Annotated in this window: 16 protein-coding genes; 5 read left to right on the top strand and 11 right to left on the bottom strand. The window is 56.4% G+C overall.

What is annotated here, in order from left to right:
- Positions 1 to 163: 163 nt before the first annotated feature.
- The 3 genes from HX884_RS21420 to HX884_RS21410 are packed head-to-tail and all read left to right on the top strand — an operon-like array spanning position 164 to position 2,764.
- Positions 164 to 634 (top strand): MarR family winged helix-turn-helix transcriptional regulator, encoded by a 471-nt coding sequence (locus tag HX884_RS21420; protein ID WP_013095432.1) that lies wholly within the window; start codon positions 164 to 166, stop codon positions 632 to 634.
- Positions 631 to 1,698 (top strand): HlyD family secretion protein, encoded by a 1,068-nt coding sequence (locus HX884_RS21415; protein ID WP_086528209.1) that lies wholly within the window; start codon positions 631 to 633, stop codon positions 1,696 to 1,698. Before HX884_RS21420 ends, HX884_RS21415 begins: the two co-directional genes overlap by 4 nt.
- Positions 1,688 to 2,764: a DUF2955 domain-containing protein gene (locus HX884_RS21410; RefSeq protein ID WP_013095434.1), complete on the top strand. Its 1,077-nt coding sequence runs from the start codon at positions 1,688 to 1,690 to the stop codon at positions 2,762 to 2,764. The genes HX884_RS21415 and HX884_RS21410 overlap by 11 nt, the downstream gene beginning before the upstream one ends.
- Here HX884_RS21410 and HX884_RS21405 read toward each other — a convergent pair.
- Genes HX884_RS21405 through HX884_RS21395 form a run of 3 tightly spaced genes read right to left on the bottom strand, consistent with a single transcriptional unit; the run spans position 2,734 to position 5,481 of the window.
- A complete protein-coding gene (locus HX884_RS21405; protein WP_178328761.1) occupies positions 2,734 to 4,032 on the bottom strand; it encodes a DUF445 domain-containing protein in 1,299 nt (432 codons plus the stop codon). The two genes, HX884_RS21410 and HX884_RS21405, sit on opposite strands and share 31 nt — an antisense overlap.
- Before the next feature lie 3 nt (positions 4,033 to 4,035).
- Positions 4,036 to 4,689, bottom strand: coding sequence for a LysE family translocator (locus HX884_RS21400; protein ID WP_178328760.1), 654 nt, complete (start codon positions 4,687 to 4,689; stop codon positions 4,036 to 4,038).
- Positions 4,690 to 4,737: 48 nt separating this feature from the next.
- Positions 4,738 to 5,481: an AraC family transcriptional regulator gene (locus HX884_RS21395; protein WP_178328759.1), complete on the bottom strand. Its 744-nt coding sequence runs from the start codon at positions 5,479 to 5,481 to the stop codon at positions 4,738 to 4,740.
- Between the two features lie 137 nt (positions 5,482 to 5,618).
- Between HX884_RS21395 and HX884_RS21390 the strand changes: the two genes are divergently transcribed.
- A complete protein-coding gene (locus tag HX884_RS21390; RefSeq protein WP_038418628.1) occupies positions 5,619 to 6,989 on the top strand; it encodes an NAD-dependent succinate-semialdehyde dehydrogenase in 1,371 nt (456 codons plus the stop codon).
- Between the two features lie 41 nt (positions 6,990 to 7,030).
- On the opposite strand, the gene HX884_RS21385 is transcribed toward HX884_RS21390, so the two are convergent.
- The gene (locus HX884_RS21385; RefSeq protein ID WP_178328758.1) at positions 7,031 to 7,351 is read right to left on the bottom strand and encodes a hypothetical protein; all 321 of its coding nucleotides are present in this window, start codon (positions 7,349 to 7,351) and stop codon (positions 7,031 to 7,033) included.
- A complete protein-coding gene (locus tag HX884_RS21380) occupies positions 7,351 to 7,896 on the bottom strand; it encodes a YfaZ family outer membrane protein (protein ID WP_013095440.1) in 546 nt (181 codons plus the stop codon). Before HX884_RS21380 ends, HX884_RS21385 begins: the two co-directional genes overlap by 1 nt.
- Positions 7,897 to 8,298: 402 nt before the next feature.
- Between HX884_RS21380 and HX884_RS21375 the strand changes: the two genes are divergently transcribed.
- On the top strand, positions 8,299 to 9,657 hold the full coding sequence (locus HX884_RS21375; RefSeq protein WP_178328757.1) for an esterase-like activity of phytase family protein: 1,359 nt from the start codon (positions 8,299 to 8,301) through the stop codon (positions 9,655 to 9,657).
- Between the two features lie 52 nt (positions 9,658 to 9,709).
- Here HX884_RS21375 and yjiA read toward each other — a convergent pair whose 3' ends face one another.
- The 6 genes from yjiA to hpaB form a co-directional block, all read right to left on the bottom strand.
- Positions 9,710 to 10,663 carry a GTPase gene (yjiA, locus tag HX884_RS21370; RefSeq protein WP_038418630.1) on the bottom strand — a complete coding sequence of 318 codons (954 nt, stop codon included), beginning with the start codon at positions 10,661 to 10,663 and terminating at the stop codon, positions 9,710 to 9,712.
- A gap of 10 nt (positions 10,664 to 10,673) precedes the next feature.
- Positions 10,674 to 10,877, bottom strand: coding sequence for a YbdD/YjiX family protein (locus HX884_RS21365; protein ID WP_003856610.1), 204 nt, complete (start codon positions 10,875 to 10,877; stop codon positions 10,674 to 10,676).
- 65 nt (positions 10,878 to 10,942) lie between these two features.
- Positions 10,943 to 13,096, bottom strand: coding sequence for a carbon starvation CstA family protein (locus HX884_RS21360; RefSeq protein WP_029882188.1), 2,154 nt, complete (start codon positions 13,094 to 13,096; stop codon positions 10,943 to 10,945).
- Positions 13,097 to 13,301: 205 nt separating this feature from the next.
- The gene (locus HX884_RS21355; RefSeq protein WP_020688847.1) at positions 13,302 to 14,204 is read right to left on the bottom strand and encodes a YafY family protein; all 903 of its coding nucleotides are present in this window, start codon (positions 14,202 to 14,204) and stop codon (positions 13,302 to 13,304) included.
- Between the two features lie 178 nt (positions 14,205 to 14,382).
- On the bottom strand, positions 14,383 to 14,895 hold the full coding sequence (locus HX884_RS21350; RefSeq protein WP_013095446.1) for a 4-hydroxyphenylacetate 3-monooxygenase reductase subunit: 513 nt from the start codon (positions 14,893 to 14,895) through the stop codon (positions 14,383 to 14,385).
- 17 nt (positions 14,896 to 14,912) lie between these two features.
- Positions 14,913 to 16,475: a 4-hydroxyphenylacetate 3-monooxygenase, oxygenase component gene (hpaB, locus tag HX884_RS21345; protein WP_013095447.1), complete on the bottom strand. Its 1,563-nt coding sequence runs from the start codon at positions 16,473 to 16,475 to the stop codon at positions 14,913 to 14,915.
- Positions 16,476 to 16,722: the final 247 nt, after the last annotated feature.

Raw genomic sequence — 16,722 nt, 5'->3', positions numbered from 1 at the left:
CTGAGAGCAGCGTTATCGCTTATGGTTAAAAAATTACTGGGGAACCCTCAGCCCGCCGGGAGAGGGAGACATCGTTTCGCAATTCCTGCTCTTTCGCCTCTCGTTTCTTGATACTTACCCTGATAACCATTATCTTGACGACGTGTTTCGAGAGGTTCCCCCCATGAGTGAAGAACAACTGTTTTGCCGCAGGCCGATGGGCATGCGGATGGCGATGATTGTGCGCCAGTGGCGCGCCGTTATTGACGACGCCATTCTCGATACCGGGTTAACCCAGTCGAGCTGGACGGTAATGATGCAGCTTCATCAACTGGGGGATAACGTCTCGGTGAGTGAGCTGGCGGAGGTGCAGGGCATTGAACTGCCGCCGCTGATGCGCACCCTGACACAGCTGGAAAAGCAGGGATACCTGCTGCGCACCGTATCGCCTTATGACAAGCGCATCCGGCTTCTGACGCTGACGCCTGAGGGAAAAGCCATCCTAAAAAGGCTCACCCAGGTGATTGAGACGTACCAGACACGCGTATCGCAAAACATCGCGCCTGAGCATATCGAAATTTTCAGCGCCACCTTGAATCAAATCGCCTGCAATTTGCGGACAATCCGCGAAGAAGATAACAAGACCGAAAAATAATGACTCCTGAACAAAAGTTTGCCCGCTGGGTAAGGGTGAGTATTGCCTCTTTCCTGCTGATGTTTGTCTACTTTGTCGTCGCCGATATCTGGATCCCGCTGACGCCGGACTCCACCGTCATGCGCGTGGTGACGCCGGTTTCTCCGCGCGTCTCCGGGTATGTGTCGGCCGTGCACGTACACAACAACAGCCAGGTGAAGCGGGGCGACCTGCTGTTTGAGCTGGATGACACGCCGTTTCGCAATAAAGTGGAAGCGGCGCAAATCGCGCTTGAGCAGGCACGCCTGTCCAATGAACAGCTGGACGCGCAGATCGCCGCCGCCCAGGCCAGCCTGAAAACCGCCGTGCTGACCGCGCGTAACGACAAAGTGACCTTTGACCGCTACCAGAAGCTGAGCACGTTACAGAACGTCTCGCAGGCGGATCTGGATAAGGTCCGTACCACCTGGCAGAGCAGCGAGCAGTCCGTGAGCTCGATTCAGGCGAACATCCATAACCTGCGCATCCAGCGTGGCGAGCGGGAAGAGCACCGCAACGTGACGCTGCAAAAATACCGTAACGCGCTTGATGAGGCGGAGCTCAACCTCGGCTGGACGAAGGTTTACGCCCAGGCGAACGGCACGGTCAGCAACCTGCAGCTAAGCCCCGGGTTTTATGCCTCGTCCGGTTCGGCGGCGCTGGCGCTGGTGAATAATCAGACCGATATTGTGGCCGATTTTCGTGAGAAGAGTCTGCGCCATACCCATCAGGGGACCGATGCCGCCGTGGTATTTGACGCCTTTCCGGGACAGGTTTTCCGCGCCCACGTGACCAGCAGCGATGCGGGGATCCTTGCCGGACAGGAGGCGGTGAGCGGCGAACTGTCCGCGCCAGAAACCTCCAACCGTTGGGTGCGCGACGCTCAGCGAATGCGCATTCACGTGGCGCTGGATGAGACGCTGCCGAAACCGCTCCCGACCGGCGCTCGTGCCACCGTGCAGCTCTACAACAGCGAAGGGCCGTTTGCGCGCTTCTTCTCCGGGATGCAAATCCACCTGGTGAGCCTGCTCCACTATGTCTATTAGCACGCTGGCGCGGGTCTTTACCCCGCACGGCAACATCGTCTATACGGCCAATGACTTTCGCCAGACCCTGCGCATCGTCTTTGCCGGGATGATCGCGCTGAGTATTTCAAGTTTCTATAACACCAGCTACGGCGTGTTTTATGTGGTCTACCCCATCATGCTGCTGTCGCTGGTGCCGGTCTTTAACCGCCATGTGGCGAAGCAGTTTATCTTCAGCGCATCGCTAAACTGCGTCGAAATGGTGATTATTATCGGCTATCTGTCCCAGTGGCCGGTGATCATGACGCTGGTGGTTTTTGCCCTGTATGTCATGCGTTTTCGCTTTATGAGTAAGGGGCCGCTGTTCCTGTTCGGGTCGATGGGCGTGGTGTGCCAGAGCGTGATGCTCAACTTTATGAGCTATCCCACCACCGACTGGCACACGCTGCTGTTTTCCAACATTGAAGCGAGTGTGATGGCGGTATGCCTGAGCGCGCTGATGAACTACCTCCTGCCGGACGTTGAGCCACGCAAGCCGCCGCCGCTGATCGAGAAAGATGATGCCCGCGTGCGGCACGAGTCTCTGCTCTCCGGCACCGTTGCGACAATGATTTTTGTTATCTTCCAGATAAGCGATTTAAGCGATTCGCTTTCGGCGCTGATGGCCGGTGTGTTGATTCTGTTCCCGATGCACTATCGCGGCGCGGTGATGAGCTCTATCTGGCGCGTGGCTGGCGTGGTGCTGGGCTGTCTCTATATTCTGGTGGTGCAGCTTATCCTCTACGATCACAGCAGCCACATGCTACTGATGATGCCGCTTATCGGCCTCGGGCTGGCGTTTGGTGCGCGTCTGCATGTGATGGAGAAGGTGGGAGCCGGCGTTGGGTTTGCCAGCATCACCACCATCGGGATTATGTTCGGTCAGAACATGCACCCGGACAGCGACCTGGTGTTCAGCGATCTCTACCGCATCACCTCGGTGACCTTTTCTCTGGTGGCAACGCTGACGATGGTGTTTCTGGTGCACTTGATCCTCAATCGCTTTGAGGCGACGCGCTACGTCATTGCACCACCCAAAACGGAGTAATGTGCAAGCACGGCGGGCAGTTGCGAGAGTAAAAACAGGATCAGGCCAATTGTCCCGCCCACCAGGGTGCCGTTGACGCGGATAAACTGCAGATCTTTGCCGATATTAAGCTCGATCTGGCGGGACATATCTTTGGCGTCCCAGCTTTTTACCGTGTCGCTGATATGGCGAGTGAGAAACGCCGCGAAATCCGGTGCCACGCGGTGCGCCGCCTGCTCGAGGTGCTCATTGAGCGATGCCCGCAGGCTGTCGTCACCGAGCAGCGTTTCGCCAAACCACTGCCCGGCGTTGGCGATGCGCTGCTTCACGCGGGAATCCTCACGTTGCATATCCGCCTTCAGCCACTGGCGCAGGTCAGCCCACATCTCACCCAGATAGCGGTTAAACGCGTCGTCGTTCTTCAGGTAATGCTTGATGTTCTCTGCCTTTGCGGCCATCTCCGGATCGTTTTTCAGGTTGTCGATAAGCTTCAGCGTGGCGCGGTCGAACGCCTGGCGGATCTGGTGGGTACGGTCATGACTGACGTCGTCCAGCAGGGTATTCACCGCGTTTGACACCATCTCCGCGCTCTGATCGCCCAGCCACTCGGTGGGCAGCACCATCGCCTTGCGCGGATGCTCGGTCTTAAGCCAGTGGACAATCTGGTCTGAAATAAATTCCCGCGTGCTATCGCGTTGAATCAGGGTGATCAGGCGGTTGATGATGGCGTCCAGCAGTACCTGATGCCGGTTGTTTTTGGTCATGCTCTCCAGCATCACTGCGCTGGTTTCGGTGAAATCGACCTTATCGATGGCCTTATGCACCGCGCGTTTGAGCAGGCGCTGAATACGCCCGTCATCGGTCAGCTCAAGGAAACCGCCCATCACCTGAATCAGATGCTGCCCGACACGCTGGGCATTGTCGGGCTTACTGAACCAGGTGCCAATCATCTGCGCCGGCTCATAGCGGTGGATCAGCGCCACCAGCGACTGGGTGTCGAGAAACTTCTCCTGCACGAACTGGCCGAGATTATCGCCAATCCGGTCTTTATTGCGCGGGATAATCGCCGTATGGCGCGAGATAAACGGAATAGGCACCCGGCGAAACAGCGCGACGACCGCAAACCAGTCCGCCAGCGCGCCAACCATCGCCGCCTCGGCAATGGCCTTCACGCCGCGCACCCAGAAGGTTTGCGGCAGAAACAGGGTGGTGATAAACGCCGCGACGGCAATCAGCAGCAGCGACAGCGCCAGCAGCTTGGCGCGTTTGAGTTCAGCGATTTTTTCCATGGGTTAAGGATAGAGGGAGACGGGGGGAAAGTGCAAAAACCGCCACAACACCCATACCCCAAAACCTATCAATACCGCGCCCGCCGCCCGCTCAATTAGCCACAGCGAACGGCTGAGCCTCTGTTGCACCGCGGGTAGCCCCATCAGTGATACCAGCGCCAGATCCCACACCAGCACCACCAGCACCATCCAGACGCCGCAGGTCGCCTGCTGAAGCAGCGTGACGTTTGGCCCCAGTAGCGCCGTCATCAGCGCCAGATAGAACAGGGCGTTCTTTGGATTTAATAACGCCGAGCCGAGCCCCAGCAGGATCTGTTTACGCAGTGAGGGGAAGCGCTGGTGGGTTTCATTCAGCGCCAGCGCTTGCGGGCGGCTGCGCACCAGTTGCGAGCCGATCCACAGCAGATACAGCGCCCCGCAAAGCTCGATAAGGGAAAACAGCCACGTAAACTGGCGCAGCGCGCTCCAGCCGATAATCACCAGCAGGATATACAACCCGTTGCCCGCGGCGATGCCGAGGCACAGCCCGGCGCTGCCGCGGACCCGGTAGCGCGCCGCGTAGCCCACCAGCAGGAAGAAATCTGGGCCCGGGCTTAACAGGGCGACAAAATGCGCCAGCGCCAGAGCGAGAAAAGCGGAAGGGAATAACAGTTCCATAGCAACCTCTGTGTAAAAAACCGAGGTCAGACTACGGCGATGCAAACGCTATTTATTGTCCGATATTGATCGGCCCGTGGCGTACTGGCGCGGCGTGGCGGCGGTATAGCTCACAAAGGTCTTATGAAAATGGCTCTGATCGGCAAACCCGCTCTGGTAGCCGACATCGGCAATATCATCCCCGGCGCGGAGCCGCGCTTTGGCGTATTCCACGCGGGAGATGTTGAGAAAGCTGCCCGGCGTCAGGCCAGTGTCCTGCCTGAAGGTGCGGATCAGCGTCTCTTTGCGCAGCGAGAAGCGGTGGGCAAGGTCGTCGAGTGACGGCGGGCTGGTTAAATCGGCAAGAAACGCCTGCTGGATGTGCTGGCTGGTTGAGCGTAGTTCACCCGTGCAGCTGGCGCAGCGCGGAAGGGCAGAAATCAGCATGTTCAGGGAATTAGCCGACATGTTCTCAACAACGTTCAGGTAAAGAGCAAACAGCGTGCTGTCGCGAATGACCTGTTCTGCCAGAGGATAATCCGTGTCGATATAGAGCATATGATAGCTGCGGGGCTGGCCCGCAACGGGGTTGCAGCTGTGCGGCACATGCGCCGGGATCACGATGAGATCGCCGGGGTGGAGGATGTACTGCGTGTCATTGCACCGGCAGCAGGTCTGGCCTTCCACTATCGCGCCAATCGAGAGTTGGGGGTGACAATGACGTTTATACGCCACGGTACTCTGCCACGTGCTGCGCAGCTCAAGGCCCGGAAGGCGGTTAAAGGTCTGGCGGATCTGTCGGGTATGGGTCATAGGCGCTCCTGTCAGGAACATTTTTATACCATGCCCTGGCCCTACTAAGAACCTTCCGGATATACCCAACTTTACGTCCATCACCCGTCATGTTGTCTACCCTTACTACCCTAAGCGGTAAAACATGGAGATTCGATATGGCTTATCAGACAGTAAATCCTGCCACCAACCAGCTCATCAAAGAATATCCCTCTCATACCGACGCGGATATCGAAGCGGCGCTAAAAGCGGCCGACGCCCTTTACCATTCGCAGTGGGCGAAAGGTGACATTGAACAGCGCTTGCCGGTGCTGCATAAGCTTGCCGACCTGATCGACGAACGCACCGAGGAGCTGGCTAAAATTGCCAGTCAGGAGATGGGTAAGCTCATCGAACAAAGCCGCGGCGAGGTGAAGCTGTGCGCGCAAATCGCCCGCTACTATGCCGATAACGCGAAGCAGTTCCTGGCCCCGGTGAAGTACCCGTCTGAACTCGGAGAAGCGTGGGTGGAGCATCACCCCATCGGCGTGCTGATGGCCGTGGAACCGTGGAATTTCCCGTATTATCAGCTGATGCGTGTTCTGGCACCTAACCTGGCGGCGGGTAACCCGGTGCTGGCTAAACATGCCAGTATCGTGCCGCACTGTGCCGAAACCTTTGCTCATCTGGTGCGTGAGGCAGGGGCGCCGGAAGGGGCATGGACCAATCTCTTTATCTCGTCTGAGCAGGTGGCGAACATCATCGCTGACGACCGCGTACAGGGGGCCGCGCTAACCGGCTCTGAGAAAGCAGGCAGCGTGGTGGCCGCGCAGGCGGCGAAGCACATCAAGAAATCCACCCTTGAGCTGGGCGGTAACGACGTTTTCGTGGTGCTGGACGATGCGGATCTTGATAAAGCGGTGAAGACAGGCGTGAACGCGCGACTTAACAACGCCGGTCAGGTCTGTACCGCAGCGAAGCGCTTTATCCTGCATGAGAAAATTGCCGATGCCTTCCTGAGCAAATTCACCGACGCCTTTAAGCAGGTGAAAATTGGCGACCCGCTGGATGAAAGCACCACGCTTGGGCCACTGTCGTCTAAAGATGCGCTCGAAACGCTGACAAAACAGGTCAATGAGGCGGTGAAAAAGGGCGCGACGTTACACTATGGTGGTAAACCGGTGCAGCGCGACGGGAGCTTCTTCGAGCCGACGATCCTGACAAATATCTCCCGCGACAACCCGGCGTACTTCGAGGAGTTCTTCGGCCCGGTGGCGCAGATGTATGTGGTGAAAAACGATGACGAGGCGGTCGCCCTGGCGAACGACTCCCACTACGGACTGGGCGGTGCGGTGTTCAGTCAGGATATTGAACGCGCGAAGAAAATGGCGTCACGGATTGAGACCGGCATGGTGTATATCAACTGGCTCACCGATACCGCGCCAGAGCTGCCGTTTGGCGGCGTGAAACGCTCCGGTTACGGACGCGAGCTGTCGGATCTGGGGATCAAAGAGTTTGTGAACCAGAAGCTGGTGGTGGTGCGTAAGTAAGCGGCAATAAAAAACCTGCCAGTAGGCAGGTTTTTTAGAGATTATTGCACTTCAATTTTATCCCAGCCGCTTTTGAACATGCAGCTGTCTACGAGGGTCGCCCTGCGATCCTCATTGGCGTCTTCAACCGTGTAGCTCGTGGAAATATCCTTTTTCTTGTTCTTCAGATCCGTTTTTTCCGAGTCCGAACCGGTTACGACGTTATCCGGGGGCAGATCGATCAGCGCCTGCGCTTCACATTTCGTGAGCTTTTTGTTCATTTCAGCGTCGCTGACGCCCGGTTTCACCCATTTGTACTGGACGCAGCCGGTGAGCAGAAGCGTGAGGCTCAGAACGCAAAGCGCGGTAATGCGGTGTTTCATCAGAAGGTGACTCCACCGCCAACATACGCACCGTCAATCAGGGTGTGGCCTGGACGACCGTCTTTACCATCAACGCTTACGTGGCGGTAACCCACTTTCAGGGTCACAGGTGTAACTGGCGTCCAGCTTACGCCGCCGTTGGCTTCAACGTAGTTTTTCACGCTGTTGTTCATCCCTTCTGGTGCCACGTAGCCTTCACCATACAGATGAATGCTGTCGGTCAGGGCAACGTTTACGCCGCCACCGATCGGGAACGCCACGCCGTTATCGCCTTTTTTCGGGCCGATATAGATAGCTTTTGCACCCGCGTTCAGCATGACCGGGCCAAGACCCAGGTTATAACCTGCACCCACACCGCCGGTCTGCGTACCGTCATCGGTGTTTTTCAGCCAGTTGCTTTCCACATACAGACCGGATGAGGATTTACCCATCTCAAGATTGAGGTTGGTGAAGTTTTTACCCTGCTCAACGCTGCCACCCAGAGCCAGTGCAGAACCCGATACAGCAGTCAACGCAGTCAGCAGAAGGATATTCAGTTTTTTCATCTCATATGCCTCGTCATCAATTTAATCTGGGCGCACCTTAACAAGCGATGTTAATGACTGCAAATGTGATGAAAGTCGCCGTTTTATGCTGGTTTTGTTAATTTTTTAATTTGTTGGTGTTGCGAGAGTGTTGGGTTGAGAGGTCGTCAACGGGTAATGATTTGGCGTTTAGAAAGTGTTTATTTTTTTAGCTAAACATAATCTGAACGAGAGCAGAAAGAGTGGTTCGCAGCGAATTAATTGGGTTTCTAATAATTTCCAGAAATGTTTCCGCTGTTACAGATAACAACAGAGCTTTACATTTCTTTGGCGCTCCGGCCCGCGCAATGTTGCCATTCGATGTCATTTTCCTGACACGTTTCTTCTTTACGGTGTGAGCTTCACTTTATGGATGCTAACAATATGAAAAGAAAAATTATTCCTGTGCTAATCGGTTGTGTGCTCTCTTTCTCTGCCCTCGCGGCGCAGCCTACGGCTGAGCGCTATGTCGTCAGTTTTCCAGAAGGCACACACGTGAACGACACCGGCGCATTTGCCAGTGCATTCCCGAACGGCCTTCCGGTTGGGATAGGTTCTGGCCTGCTGTTCACCGGGAAACAGGGCGATGCCCTGACCTTCGCCACCATTACCGATCGCGGTCCGAACGCGGATTCACCGAAAGTGGGTAAAAACGAAGCCAAAATTTTCGTTACGCCAGATTTCGCGCCGCTGCTGATGACGATTCGTGTACAAAACGGCAAAGCGGAGGCCATTGATGCCCGTCCTCTGCATGACGATAAAGGCGCGATCAACGGTCTGCCGCTGGAAAGCGACGTGATTGGATCCACCAATGAAGTGGCCTTCAGCGACACGTTAAAGAGGCTGAAGGGGGATAATCGCGGGCTGGATACGGAAGGGATCACCCCGGACGGTAAAGGCGGTTACTGGCTGTGCGATGAGTATGGCCCGTTCCTGATTAACATCGACAGTAAAGGGAAAATCCTGGCGATCCACGGTCCGCAGGCGGCGGAAGGGGAAAAAGCAATTGCGGGCGGTTTGCCAAATATCCTCAAATGGCGTCAGGCGAACCGCGGCTTTGAAGGCCTCACCCGTATGCCGGACGGGCGTATTATTGCCGCCGTGCAAAGTACGCTGGATATCGACGGTAAGAGCAAGAAAAAGGCGCTGTTTACGCGTCTGGTGAGCTTTGATCCGGCAAGCGGAAAAACCGCAATGTACGGTTATCCCATCGACAGCGCGGCCTACAGCAAAAACAGCGACGCTAAAATCGGCGACATCGTGGCGCTTGATGACCAGCACATCCTGCTGATTGAACAGGGAAGCGATAAAAACGACGGAATGCGTAACCTGATTTACAAGGTCGATCTCAGTAAGGCGAGCGACCTGTCAGGTTTCGACAAGCCGGGCGAGTATCCGGAGTTTGATGATGAGAAAACCCTGGCACAGCGCGGCATTACCCTTGCGCAGAAAACGCAGGTTGTTGATCTGCGCGCCCTGGGCTGGCAGCAGGAAAAGGCTGAAGGGCTGGCGCTGATAGACAGCAAAACGCTGGCGGTGGCGAACGATAACGACTTTGGCGTGAAGGTGGCGATGCAACATCCGGTCGAGGGCAAGAAGCTCAAGGATTATCGGGTGAACGTGGAAGGAAAGCTGACGCTGGATGATAAGCCGGTTGAGACGACCCTTAGCGTGAAGCCGCTGGAGAAACCGGCGTCTGACAGTGAGTTGTGGATTGTGACGCTGCCGGAGGCGGTGAAATAAGGTTTACCCCTCACCCTAACCCTCTCCCAAAGGGAGAGGGGATGCTGGGCGGTTATCTCTTCAGCCCCGCAAACGCCGCCCGAATTTCCTCTTCCGGCAGCTGGATGCCAATAAACACCATCACGCTGCGCGGCGGCTCGTCGCCCCAGGGTCTGTCCCAGTCCGCGCTGTACAGCCGCTGTACGCCCTGGAACAGCAGGCGGTTTGGTTCGTCGTCGATCCACAGCATGCCTTTGTAGCGCAGCAGCTTATCGGCAAACGACAGGAGCAGGTTCTCCATCACGCGGGAGACCTCGCTGATGTCTACCGGGTAATCCAGCTCCACCACAATCGACGCTACGTCGTTCTGCTTATCCGCCATAAAGTGAAAACGCGGTTTTGAGGTGACATGCTCTTCCAGCATAAAACCGTTGGTGTTGAACAGTTGAGACAGGTCGATATCGCCGTGCGTCACGGTGTATACCGGTGCGCGGGCGTTGATGCGTGCCAGGCGCTCGCGCAGTTTAACGCTCTCGCCCGCCACGTCGGTTTTGGTCAGCAGGATGCGGTCGGCGTAGCCCACCTGAGACTGGGCGATGGTAAACTGGTTCATCTGATCGTCGGCGTGAACCGCGTCGACCAGGGCAATCACGCCGTCCAACAGGTAGCGCTGGCAAAGGATGTCATGTGAGAAAAAGGTCTGAATAATCGGGCCGGGGTCGGCCATGCCGGTGCATTCAATCACCAGGCGGTCAAAGTGGATGTCCCCACGATCGCGGCTGTCGAGCAGGTCCAGCAGGGCATCTTCGAGTTCGTTAGAGCGGGTACAGCAGATGCAGCCGTTGGTCAGGGTTTTGATCTGCGTGGCGCGATCGCCAATCAGCTGGTCGTCAACGGAGACTTCGCCGAACTCGTTTTCGATCACGGCGATTTTGAAACCGTGCTGCGCGTTGAGAATGTGGCGCAGCAGGGTGGTTTTACCGGCGCCGAGGAAACCGGTCAACAGGGTGACGGCAATCGGGGTCATGGTCTCTCCTTTAGCAGCAGCGGACGCCGCCTTCTCCACTTCCGCCGTAGCGCGCTTCCTGACGCTCGCGGAAGAATTCAGTGTAGGTCATGTAGGGCTTATCCGGGTGGTTGGTTTTCATATGCTCAACGTAGTTGTCATAGTCCGGAATGCCAATCAGCATTTTCGCTGCCTGACCGAGGTATTTTTTTGCTTCGCCTAAGTTACCAAACATAACCTGTCCTGATAAGAAAAAGCCCGGTGGCGCGCAGCGATCCGGGCTTACAGTTACATGCTGGATTAATGGTGCGAAGAGGTCTTCACGCCGCCTTCCGGTACCGGCACGTACGGGGTCTCTTTGTCCGTACGACCTTCAGCGTTACGCACTTTCATCCAGGTTTTGATGCCGTAGAAGATAATGCTGTAAACCACCACCAGGAACAGAATGCTCAGACCCGCGTTGGTGTAGTTGTTCACCACGATATGGTTCATGTTGGCAATCTGCTGGGCGGTGAGATCCGCGCCACCGGCGGCAATTTTCGCTTTGTACTGGTTAGCCATGTAGAAGAAGCCTTCCAGCTGCGGGTTGCTGCTGAACAGTTTCAGGCCCAGCGCCCAGGTGGTGCAGAGCAGCAGCCACAGCGCAGGCACCACGGTGACCCAGATGTATTTGGTGCGTTTCATCTTCACCAGTACCACGGTGCCGAGCACCAGGGCAACGGCTGCCAGCATCTGGTTAGAGATACCGAACAGCGGCCACAGGCTCTTCACGCCGCCGAGTGGGTCAACAACGCCCTGGTACAGCAGGTAACCCCACAGGCCAACGCAGCCCGCAGTACCCAGCACGCCCGCCACCAGCGAGTCGGTTTTCTTCAGGAACGGCACGAAGTTCCCCAAGAGATCCTGCAGCATAAAGCGGCCTGCACGGGTACCGGCGTCCAGCGCGGTGAGGATGAACAACGCTTCGAACAGAATACCGAAGTGGTACCAGAAGCCCATGTCCGCCCATGGCAGCACTTTGTGGAACACGTGTGCAATACCTACCGCCAGCGTCGGTGCGCCACCGGCGCGGTTCAGCACGGACGGTTCGCCGATGTCTTTCGCGGTCTGCATGATCTGCTCAGGCGAAATCACAAAGCCCCAGGAACTGACGGTCGCCGCCGCGTGGGCGCTGGCGTCCTTCAACTGCGCCATAATCAGCGCCGCGTTGTCACCGCCCATCTCATGCAGGTTTGGCATGGTGATGCCCAGGCCTGCCGGCGGGGTGTTCATCGCGAAGTAAAGACCCGGTTCGATGATAGACGCAGCCACCAGCGCCATGATCGCCACGAAGGATTCCATCAGCATGGCACCGTAACCGATGAAACGCGCGTCGGTTTCGTTGGCCATCAGCTTCGGCGTGGTGCCGGAGGAGATCAGCGCGTGGAAGCCAGAAACGGCACCACAGGCGATGGTGATAAACAGGAACGGGAACAGGGCGCCTTTCCACAGCGGACCGGTACCGTCAATGTACTGGGTCACCGCCGGCATTTTCAGTTCAGGGTTGATGATCACAATACCGATCGCCAGCCCGACGATGACGCCGATTTTCAGAAAGGTCGCCAGATAGTCACGCGGAGCCAGAATCAGCCATACCGGCAGAAGGGCAGAAATAAACGCGTAACCAATCAGGGCAAAGGTGATGGTGGTGTCTTTAAAGGTCAGCGCCGGACCCCAGTACGGGTCGTGCGCAATCACACCGCCGAAGTAGATAGAGGCAACCAGCAGCACGATACCAATGACCGACACCTCGCCGACGCGGCCAGGGCGCAGGAAGCGCATGTAGATCCCCATGAACAGCGCAATCGGCACGGTAGAGCAGACGGTAAAGACGCCCCACGGACTTTCAGCCAGCGCTTTCACCACGATTAGTGCCAGCACCGCGAGGATGATGATCATAATCAGGAAGCAGCCGAAGAGGGCGATGGTACCCGGCACGCGGCCCATCTCTTCTTTGATCATCTCACCCAGCGACGAACCGTTACGGCGCGAGGAGATAAACAGCACCATAAAGTCCTGCACTGCACCCGCCAGCACTACACCAGCGAGCAGCCACAGGGTACCCGGCAGGTAGCCCATCTGCGCGGCCAGTACCGGGCCGACCAGCGGGCCAGCGCCTGCAATGGCGGCAAAGTGGTGACCAAACAGAACATAGCGGTTGGTTGGCACGTAGTTCAGGCCGTCATTGTTAATGACCGCCGGGGTGGCACGCGTCGGGTCGAGTTTCATGACCTTCTGCGCGATGTATAAGCTGTAGTAGCGATAAGCCACAAGGTAGACGGAAACCGACGCGACCACGATCCACAGGGCGCTTACGTGTTCGCCCCGGCGTAATGCGACAACCGCCAGACAGAAAGCGCCGAGGATCCCGAGTAAGGCCCAGGGCACGTGCTTCAGTAGTTTTTTAGTATCCATAGTAAGACCTGGTTTTTTATGTAAAGAAAAAAGGGTCAGGGTTCGTTGTGAGGAGGTATTGAGTAATGCTGGAGCGATCGTGCCAGAAGCTTGCGCGCGTAAAGGGGAGAAAATGGGTGAGTGGTTGAAAGTGCCTGGTGAGCGGTCAAAGGGGGCGGCGAGTGGTTCAGGCTCGCCACCAGCGGGAGAAATAATGTGATACAGATCACCCGGTTACCGTGGCTGCGCTCCCCGCCAGGTAACCTTCCAGCGTTTTAACCAGCTTTTCCTTAAGCCAGGCTGGCTCCAGGATCTGAATGTTGGGTAACCAGTAGAACAGCAGCGGCAGGATCTGGTTTTCATGTGCTGCCTGACAGCGCAGCGTCACGCCGTCGTGTTGCTCCTCCAGCAGCTCTTGTGCCGGGAGGAGATCGCGGCGCAGGAAGTAGTGTGAAATATTATCCTTAATAAATATTTTCACCTCGAAAGTATCTTCCGATACCCACGGATCGAGGTTTTTTTCCAACAGCCCGATCACATTTTCGTCCGGCGTAAAGGTGCGTTTCTGAATATCAAGCCAGCGAATCTGACTCAATGAGAAGGATTTTAACCGGCTATTTTCGGTAGCTTGTAAATACCATATATTTTTTTTGTTAATGAGTTTATAGGGGTTAATCAGCCGGGTTTTGCCTTTATAAACGATCTGGCAAACATTACAGTTTTTAATCGATTTTTCAATGTTGGATAAATGGCGACGAATATCACGTTCCGCCGTGTGCTCCGCCTCGTTGGCGAGAATAAGAATATGATTTTCGTCAACGCGGTTTTCGAGTTTCTCCCAAAACTCCGCGTTTCTTTCGGGGAAAAAGCTATCAGCATTCAGGAAGTTAGCAAGGGTATGGTGTAATCCTTGTCCGCCGGGCGATTGCGCGGAATGGATCAGCCGATATAGCCCGTTTCCGGTATGTTCCACAATCGGGGAGAGCGCATTTAAATCCCGGTAGACGGTACGCTCGGTAATATTAAATTTCTCCATCAGCGCACTGCGGTTTATCACACCGTTTAAATGTAGCTCAAGGAGAATATCGACCAGACGTTCAGCCGAGCGGCTCCGCGTCGTTTTAGCCATAAGGTCTTCCTGTATATTAGGGTATGCGCTGAATGATGCGGGTAGCACTGACACAGCGTGTCAGTATTCAGGCACAGAAAATTTCTCTTATGGCTATATAACGGCGTGATTTAGCGGAAACCTTAGGAATTTTTGCAGAAAGGCGCGCTGGCCTCAGGAGGGCCAGCGCGAGAGGGGATCACACGGCTGCTTCCGGCTCCATCATTACCGGGTGGAAACGGCGTTTGAAATAGATCAGGCCGTGGCCCTCTTCACTGAGGATGATATTTTTAATTTCAACAAGATAAACCAGATGCGTGCCGATGGTTTGCACCTGACTTATCTCGCCTTCCAGGCTTGCCAGCGCCCCTTTCAGCACCGGTTGCGCCAGAGGACCTTTCTGCCAGCAGGAGAGGGTAAAGCGCTCCTCCATGGCCATCCCGGTCATACCGGCGAAGTGGCGAGCCATGATCTCCTGCTCGTGGTTGAGCACATTCACGCACAGTTTGCCGTTGCCCTGAAACACCGGGTTCATGGCGCTGTTGGCGTTGATACAGACCATGACCGACGGCGGGGAATCCGTTACCGAGCAGACGGCAGTGGCGGTGATCCCGCAGCGTCCGGCATCGCCCGCCGTGGTGATGACATTCACCGCGGCCGACAGGCTGGCCATGGCGTCGCGAAAACGCAGGCGTTGTTCATCTGAATGCATTGAAACCTCCCGCTGCGTTATTTCAGCAGCTTGTCCAGCATGTTGATATCGCTGTTGTTGTGCAGGTGTGGCACCGTCCAGCCGTGTTGGTCGTACTCAGACATGCAGCGGTCGACCATCGCCATCATTTTGTCCATGTTGCCGGAGCTTTGCGCCTGGCGCAGACACTGCAGGCGAATTTCGTCCTGGCTGCCGGAGTAGTTGATCTCATACAGCTCGTGACGGCCGCCAAATTCGCTGCCGATGGCATCCCACATCAGCTTCAAAATCTTGATGCGTTCGACGTGATCCATGCCGTTGGATCCGCGCACGTACTTCGCCAGATACTGATCGATCTGCGGGTTGTTCAGATCCCGTGCGCTGGATGGCAGGTAGATCAGCCCGCTGGTGACGTTACGTTCGATGATGTTTTTAATCTTCGCGTAGGCCATTGGCGCCATCACGCGATAGGTTTGCAGCGCCGCGTGATCCGGCAGGTACGCACCGTTCACCCACGGCGTGGCTTCGGAACACATGGAGTCGCTCAGCGCCCAGAACATATTGCGCCAGGCGACCACTTCGCCGAGATCTGCCTGCACGCCGCGGAACTCCAGGGTGCCGGTACACTCCAGCGATTTTTTCAGCAGGGCGGTGATGAAGTCGAGCTTCACCGCCAGACGCACGCAGGCCTGCAGTGGGTACATGCGGGCAAAACCGCCTTCCATAGTCCAGCGACGGCAGCGGTCGAAATCGCGGTAGATCAGCACGTTTTCCCATGGGATCAGTACATTATCCATCACCAGGATCGCGTCGTTCTCATCAAAACGGCTGGAGAGCGGGTAGTCGTACGGCGAGCCGGTAGCGCCAGCCACCATCTCGTAGGAGGCGCGGGAGATCAGCTTCACCCCTTCGGCATCCATTGGCGCGACGAACATCAGCGCAAAGTCCGGGTTTTCGCCCATCACCTGCGCGGAGCCAAAGCCGATCATGTTGTAGTGGGTCAGCGCCGAGTTGGTGGCAACCACTTTGGCACCGCTGACGATGATCCCGGCGTCGGTCTCTTTTTCCAGCTTGATATAGACGTCTTTCACCTCGTCCGCCGGTTTGTGGCGGTCGATAGGCGGGTTGACGATAGCGTGGTTAAAGTACAGGCCGGTTTCCTGAATGCGGGTATACCAGTTACGGGCATTTTGCTCGAACTGGCCGTAGAAGGCCGGGTTTGCGCCGAGCGCGCAGCCGAACGCGGCTTTGTAGTCCGGCGTGCGGCCCATCCAGCCGTAGCTCAGGCGAGACCACTCGGCGATGGCGTCTCGCTGCTGACGCAGGTCGTCGGCGCTTTTCGCCACGCGGAAGAACTTATGGGTGTAACCGCCGCTGCCGGTGTCGGTGCCCCAGCACAGCGTGTCCTGCATGTCCGGTTTGTGCAGCGCGTCGTACATCTGCGCGATGGAGGCCGCCGCATTGCGAAACGCCGGATGGGTGGTGACGTCTTTAACGCGCTCGCCGTAGATATAAATCTCGCGGCCATCCTGCAGGCTTTTTAAATACTCTTCGCCGGTTAACGGGCGTTTGGTATCAGCGCGGAACTCTTCAGGCTTCATAGGGACCTCGTATCGGAATTGGTTTGTTAAATTTATGTTTTGTTTTTGTTGTTTAATTGAAGCGTGAGAGGGGCGGAACGTGAAGGGACGATTGGGACAACGGCAGGTACTTTTCACGAGAGACCGCAGAGTGTGATTTCCCTCACCCTAACCCTCTCCCAACGGGAGAGGGAACGGTTACTCCCTCTCCCGTTGGGCTGAGGGTTCCCCAGAAAAATGAAAAGCACGATGAAGTGTGATCTACTGG

Origin of the sequence: Enterobacter sp. SECR19-1250 (genome assembly GCF_013391025.1) — a bacterium.
Taxonomy (GTDB): Bacteria; Pseudomonadota; Gammaproteobacteria; order Enterobacterales; family Enterobacteriaceae; genus Enterobacter; species Enterobacter cloacae.
Note: the sequence above shows the minus strand (reverse complement) of the source record. Positions and strands in the feature narration are given on the sequence as shown.

Bases quoted from the DNA above. Each gene is read 5' to 3' on its own strand.
- HX884_RS21420 (WP_013095432.1), top strand. From the start codon at position 164: ATGAGTGAAGAACAACTGTTTTGCCGCAGGCCGATGGGCATGCGGATG.
- HX884_RS21410 (WP_013095434.1), top strand. From the start codon at position 1,688: ATGTCTATTAGCACGCTGGCGCGGGTCTTTACCCCGCACGGCAACATC.
- HX884_RS21405 (WP_178328761.1), bottom strand. From the start codon at position 4,032: ATGGAAAAAATCGCTGAACTCAAACGCGCCAAGCTGCTGGCGCTGTCG.
- HX884_RS21400 (WP_178328760.1), bottom strand. From the start codon at position 4,689: ATGGAACTGTTATTCCCTTCCGCTTTTCTCGCTCTGGCGCTGGCGCAT.
- HX884_RS21395 (WP_178328759.1), bottom strand. From the start codon at position 5,481: ATGACCCATACCCGACAGATCCGCCAGACCTTTAACCGCCTTCCGGGC.
- HX884_RS21390 (WP_038418628.1), top strand. From the start codon at position 5,619: ATGGCTTATCAGACAGTAAATCCTGCCACCAACCAGCTCATCAAAGAA.
- HX884_RS21385 (WP_178328758.1), bottom strand. From the start codon at position 7,351: ATGAAACACCGCATTACCGCGCTTTGCGTTCTGAGCCTCACGCTTCTG.
- HX884_RS21380 (WP_013095440.1), bottom strand. From the start codon at position 7,896: ATGAAAAAACTGAATATCCTTCTGCTGACTGCGTTGACTGCTGTATCG.
- HX884_RS21375 (WP_178328757.1), top strand. From the start codon at position 8,299: ATGAAAAGAAAAATTATTCCTGTGCTAATCGGTTGTGTGCTCTCTTTC.
- yjiA (WP_038418630.1), bottom strand. From the start codon at position 10,663: ATGACCCCGATTGCCGTCACCCTGTTGACCGGTTTCCTCGGCGCCGGT.
- HX884_RS21365 (WP_003856610.1), bottom strand. From the start codon at position 10,877: ATGTTTGGTAACTTAGGCGAAGCAAAAAAATACCTCGGTCAGGCAGCG.
- HX884_RS21360 (WP_029882188.1), bottom strand. From the start codon at position 13,096: ATGGATACTAAAAAACTACTGAAGCACGTGCCCTGGGCCTTACTCGGG.
- HX884_RS21355 (WP_020688847.1), bottom strand. From the start codon at position 14,204: ATGGCTAAAACGACGCGGAGCCGCTCGGCTGAACGTCTGGTCGATATT.
- HX884_RS21350 (WP_013095446.1), bottom strand. From the start codon at position 14,895: ATGCATTCAGATGAACAACGCCTGCGTTTTCGCGACGCCATGGCCAGC.
- hpaB (WP_013095447.1), bottom strand. From the start codon at position 16,475: ATGAAGCCTGAAGAGTTCCGCGCTGATACCAAACGCCCGTTAACCGGC.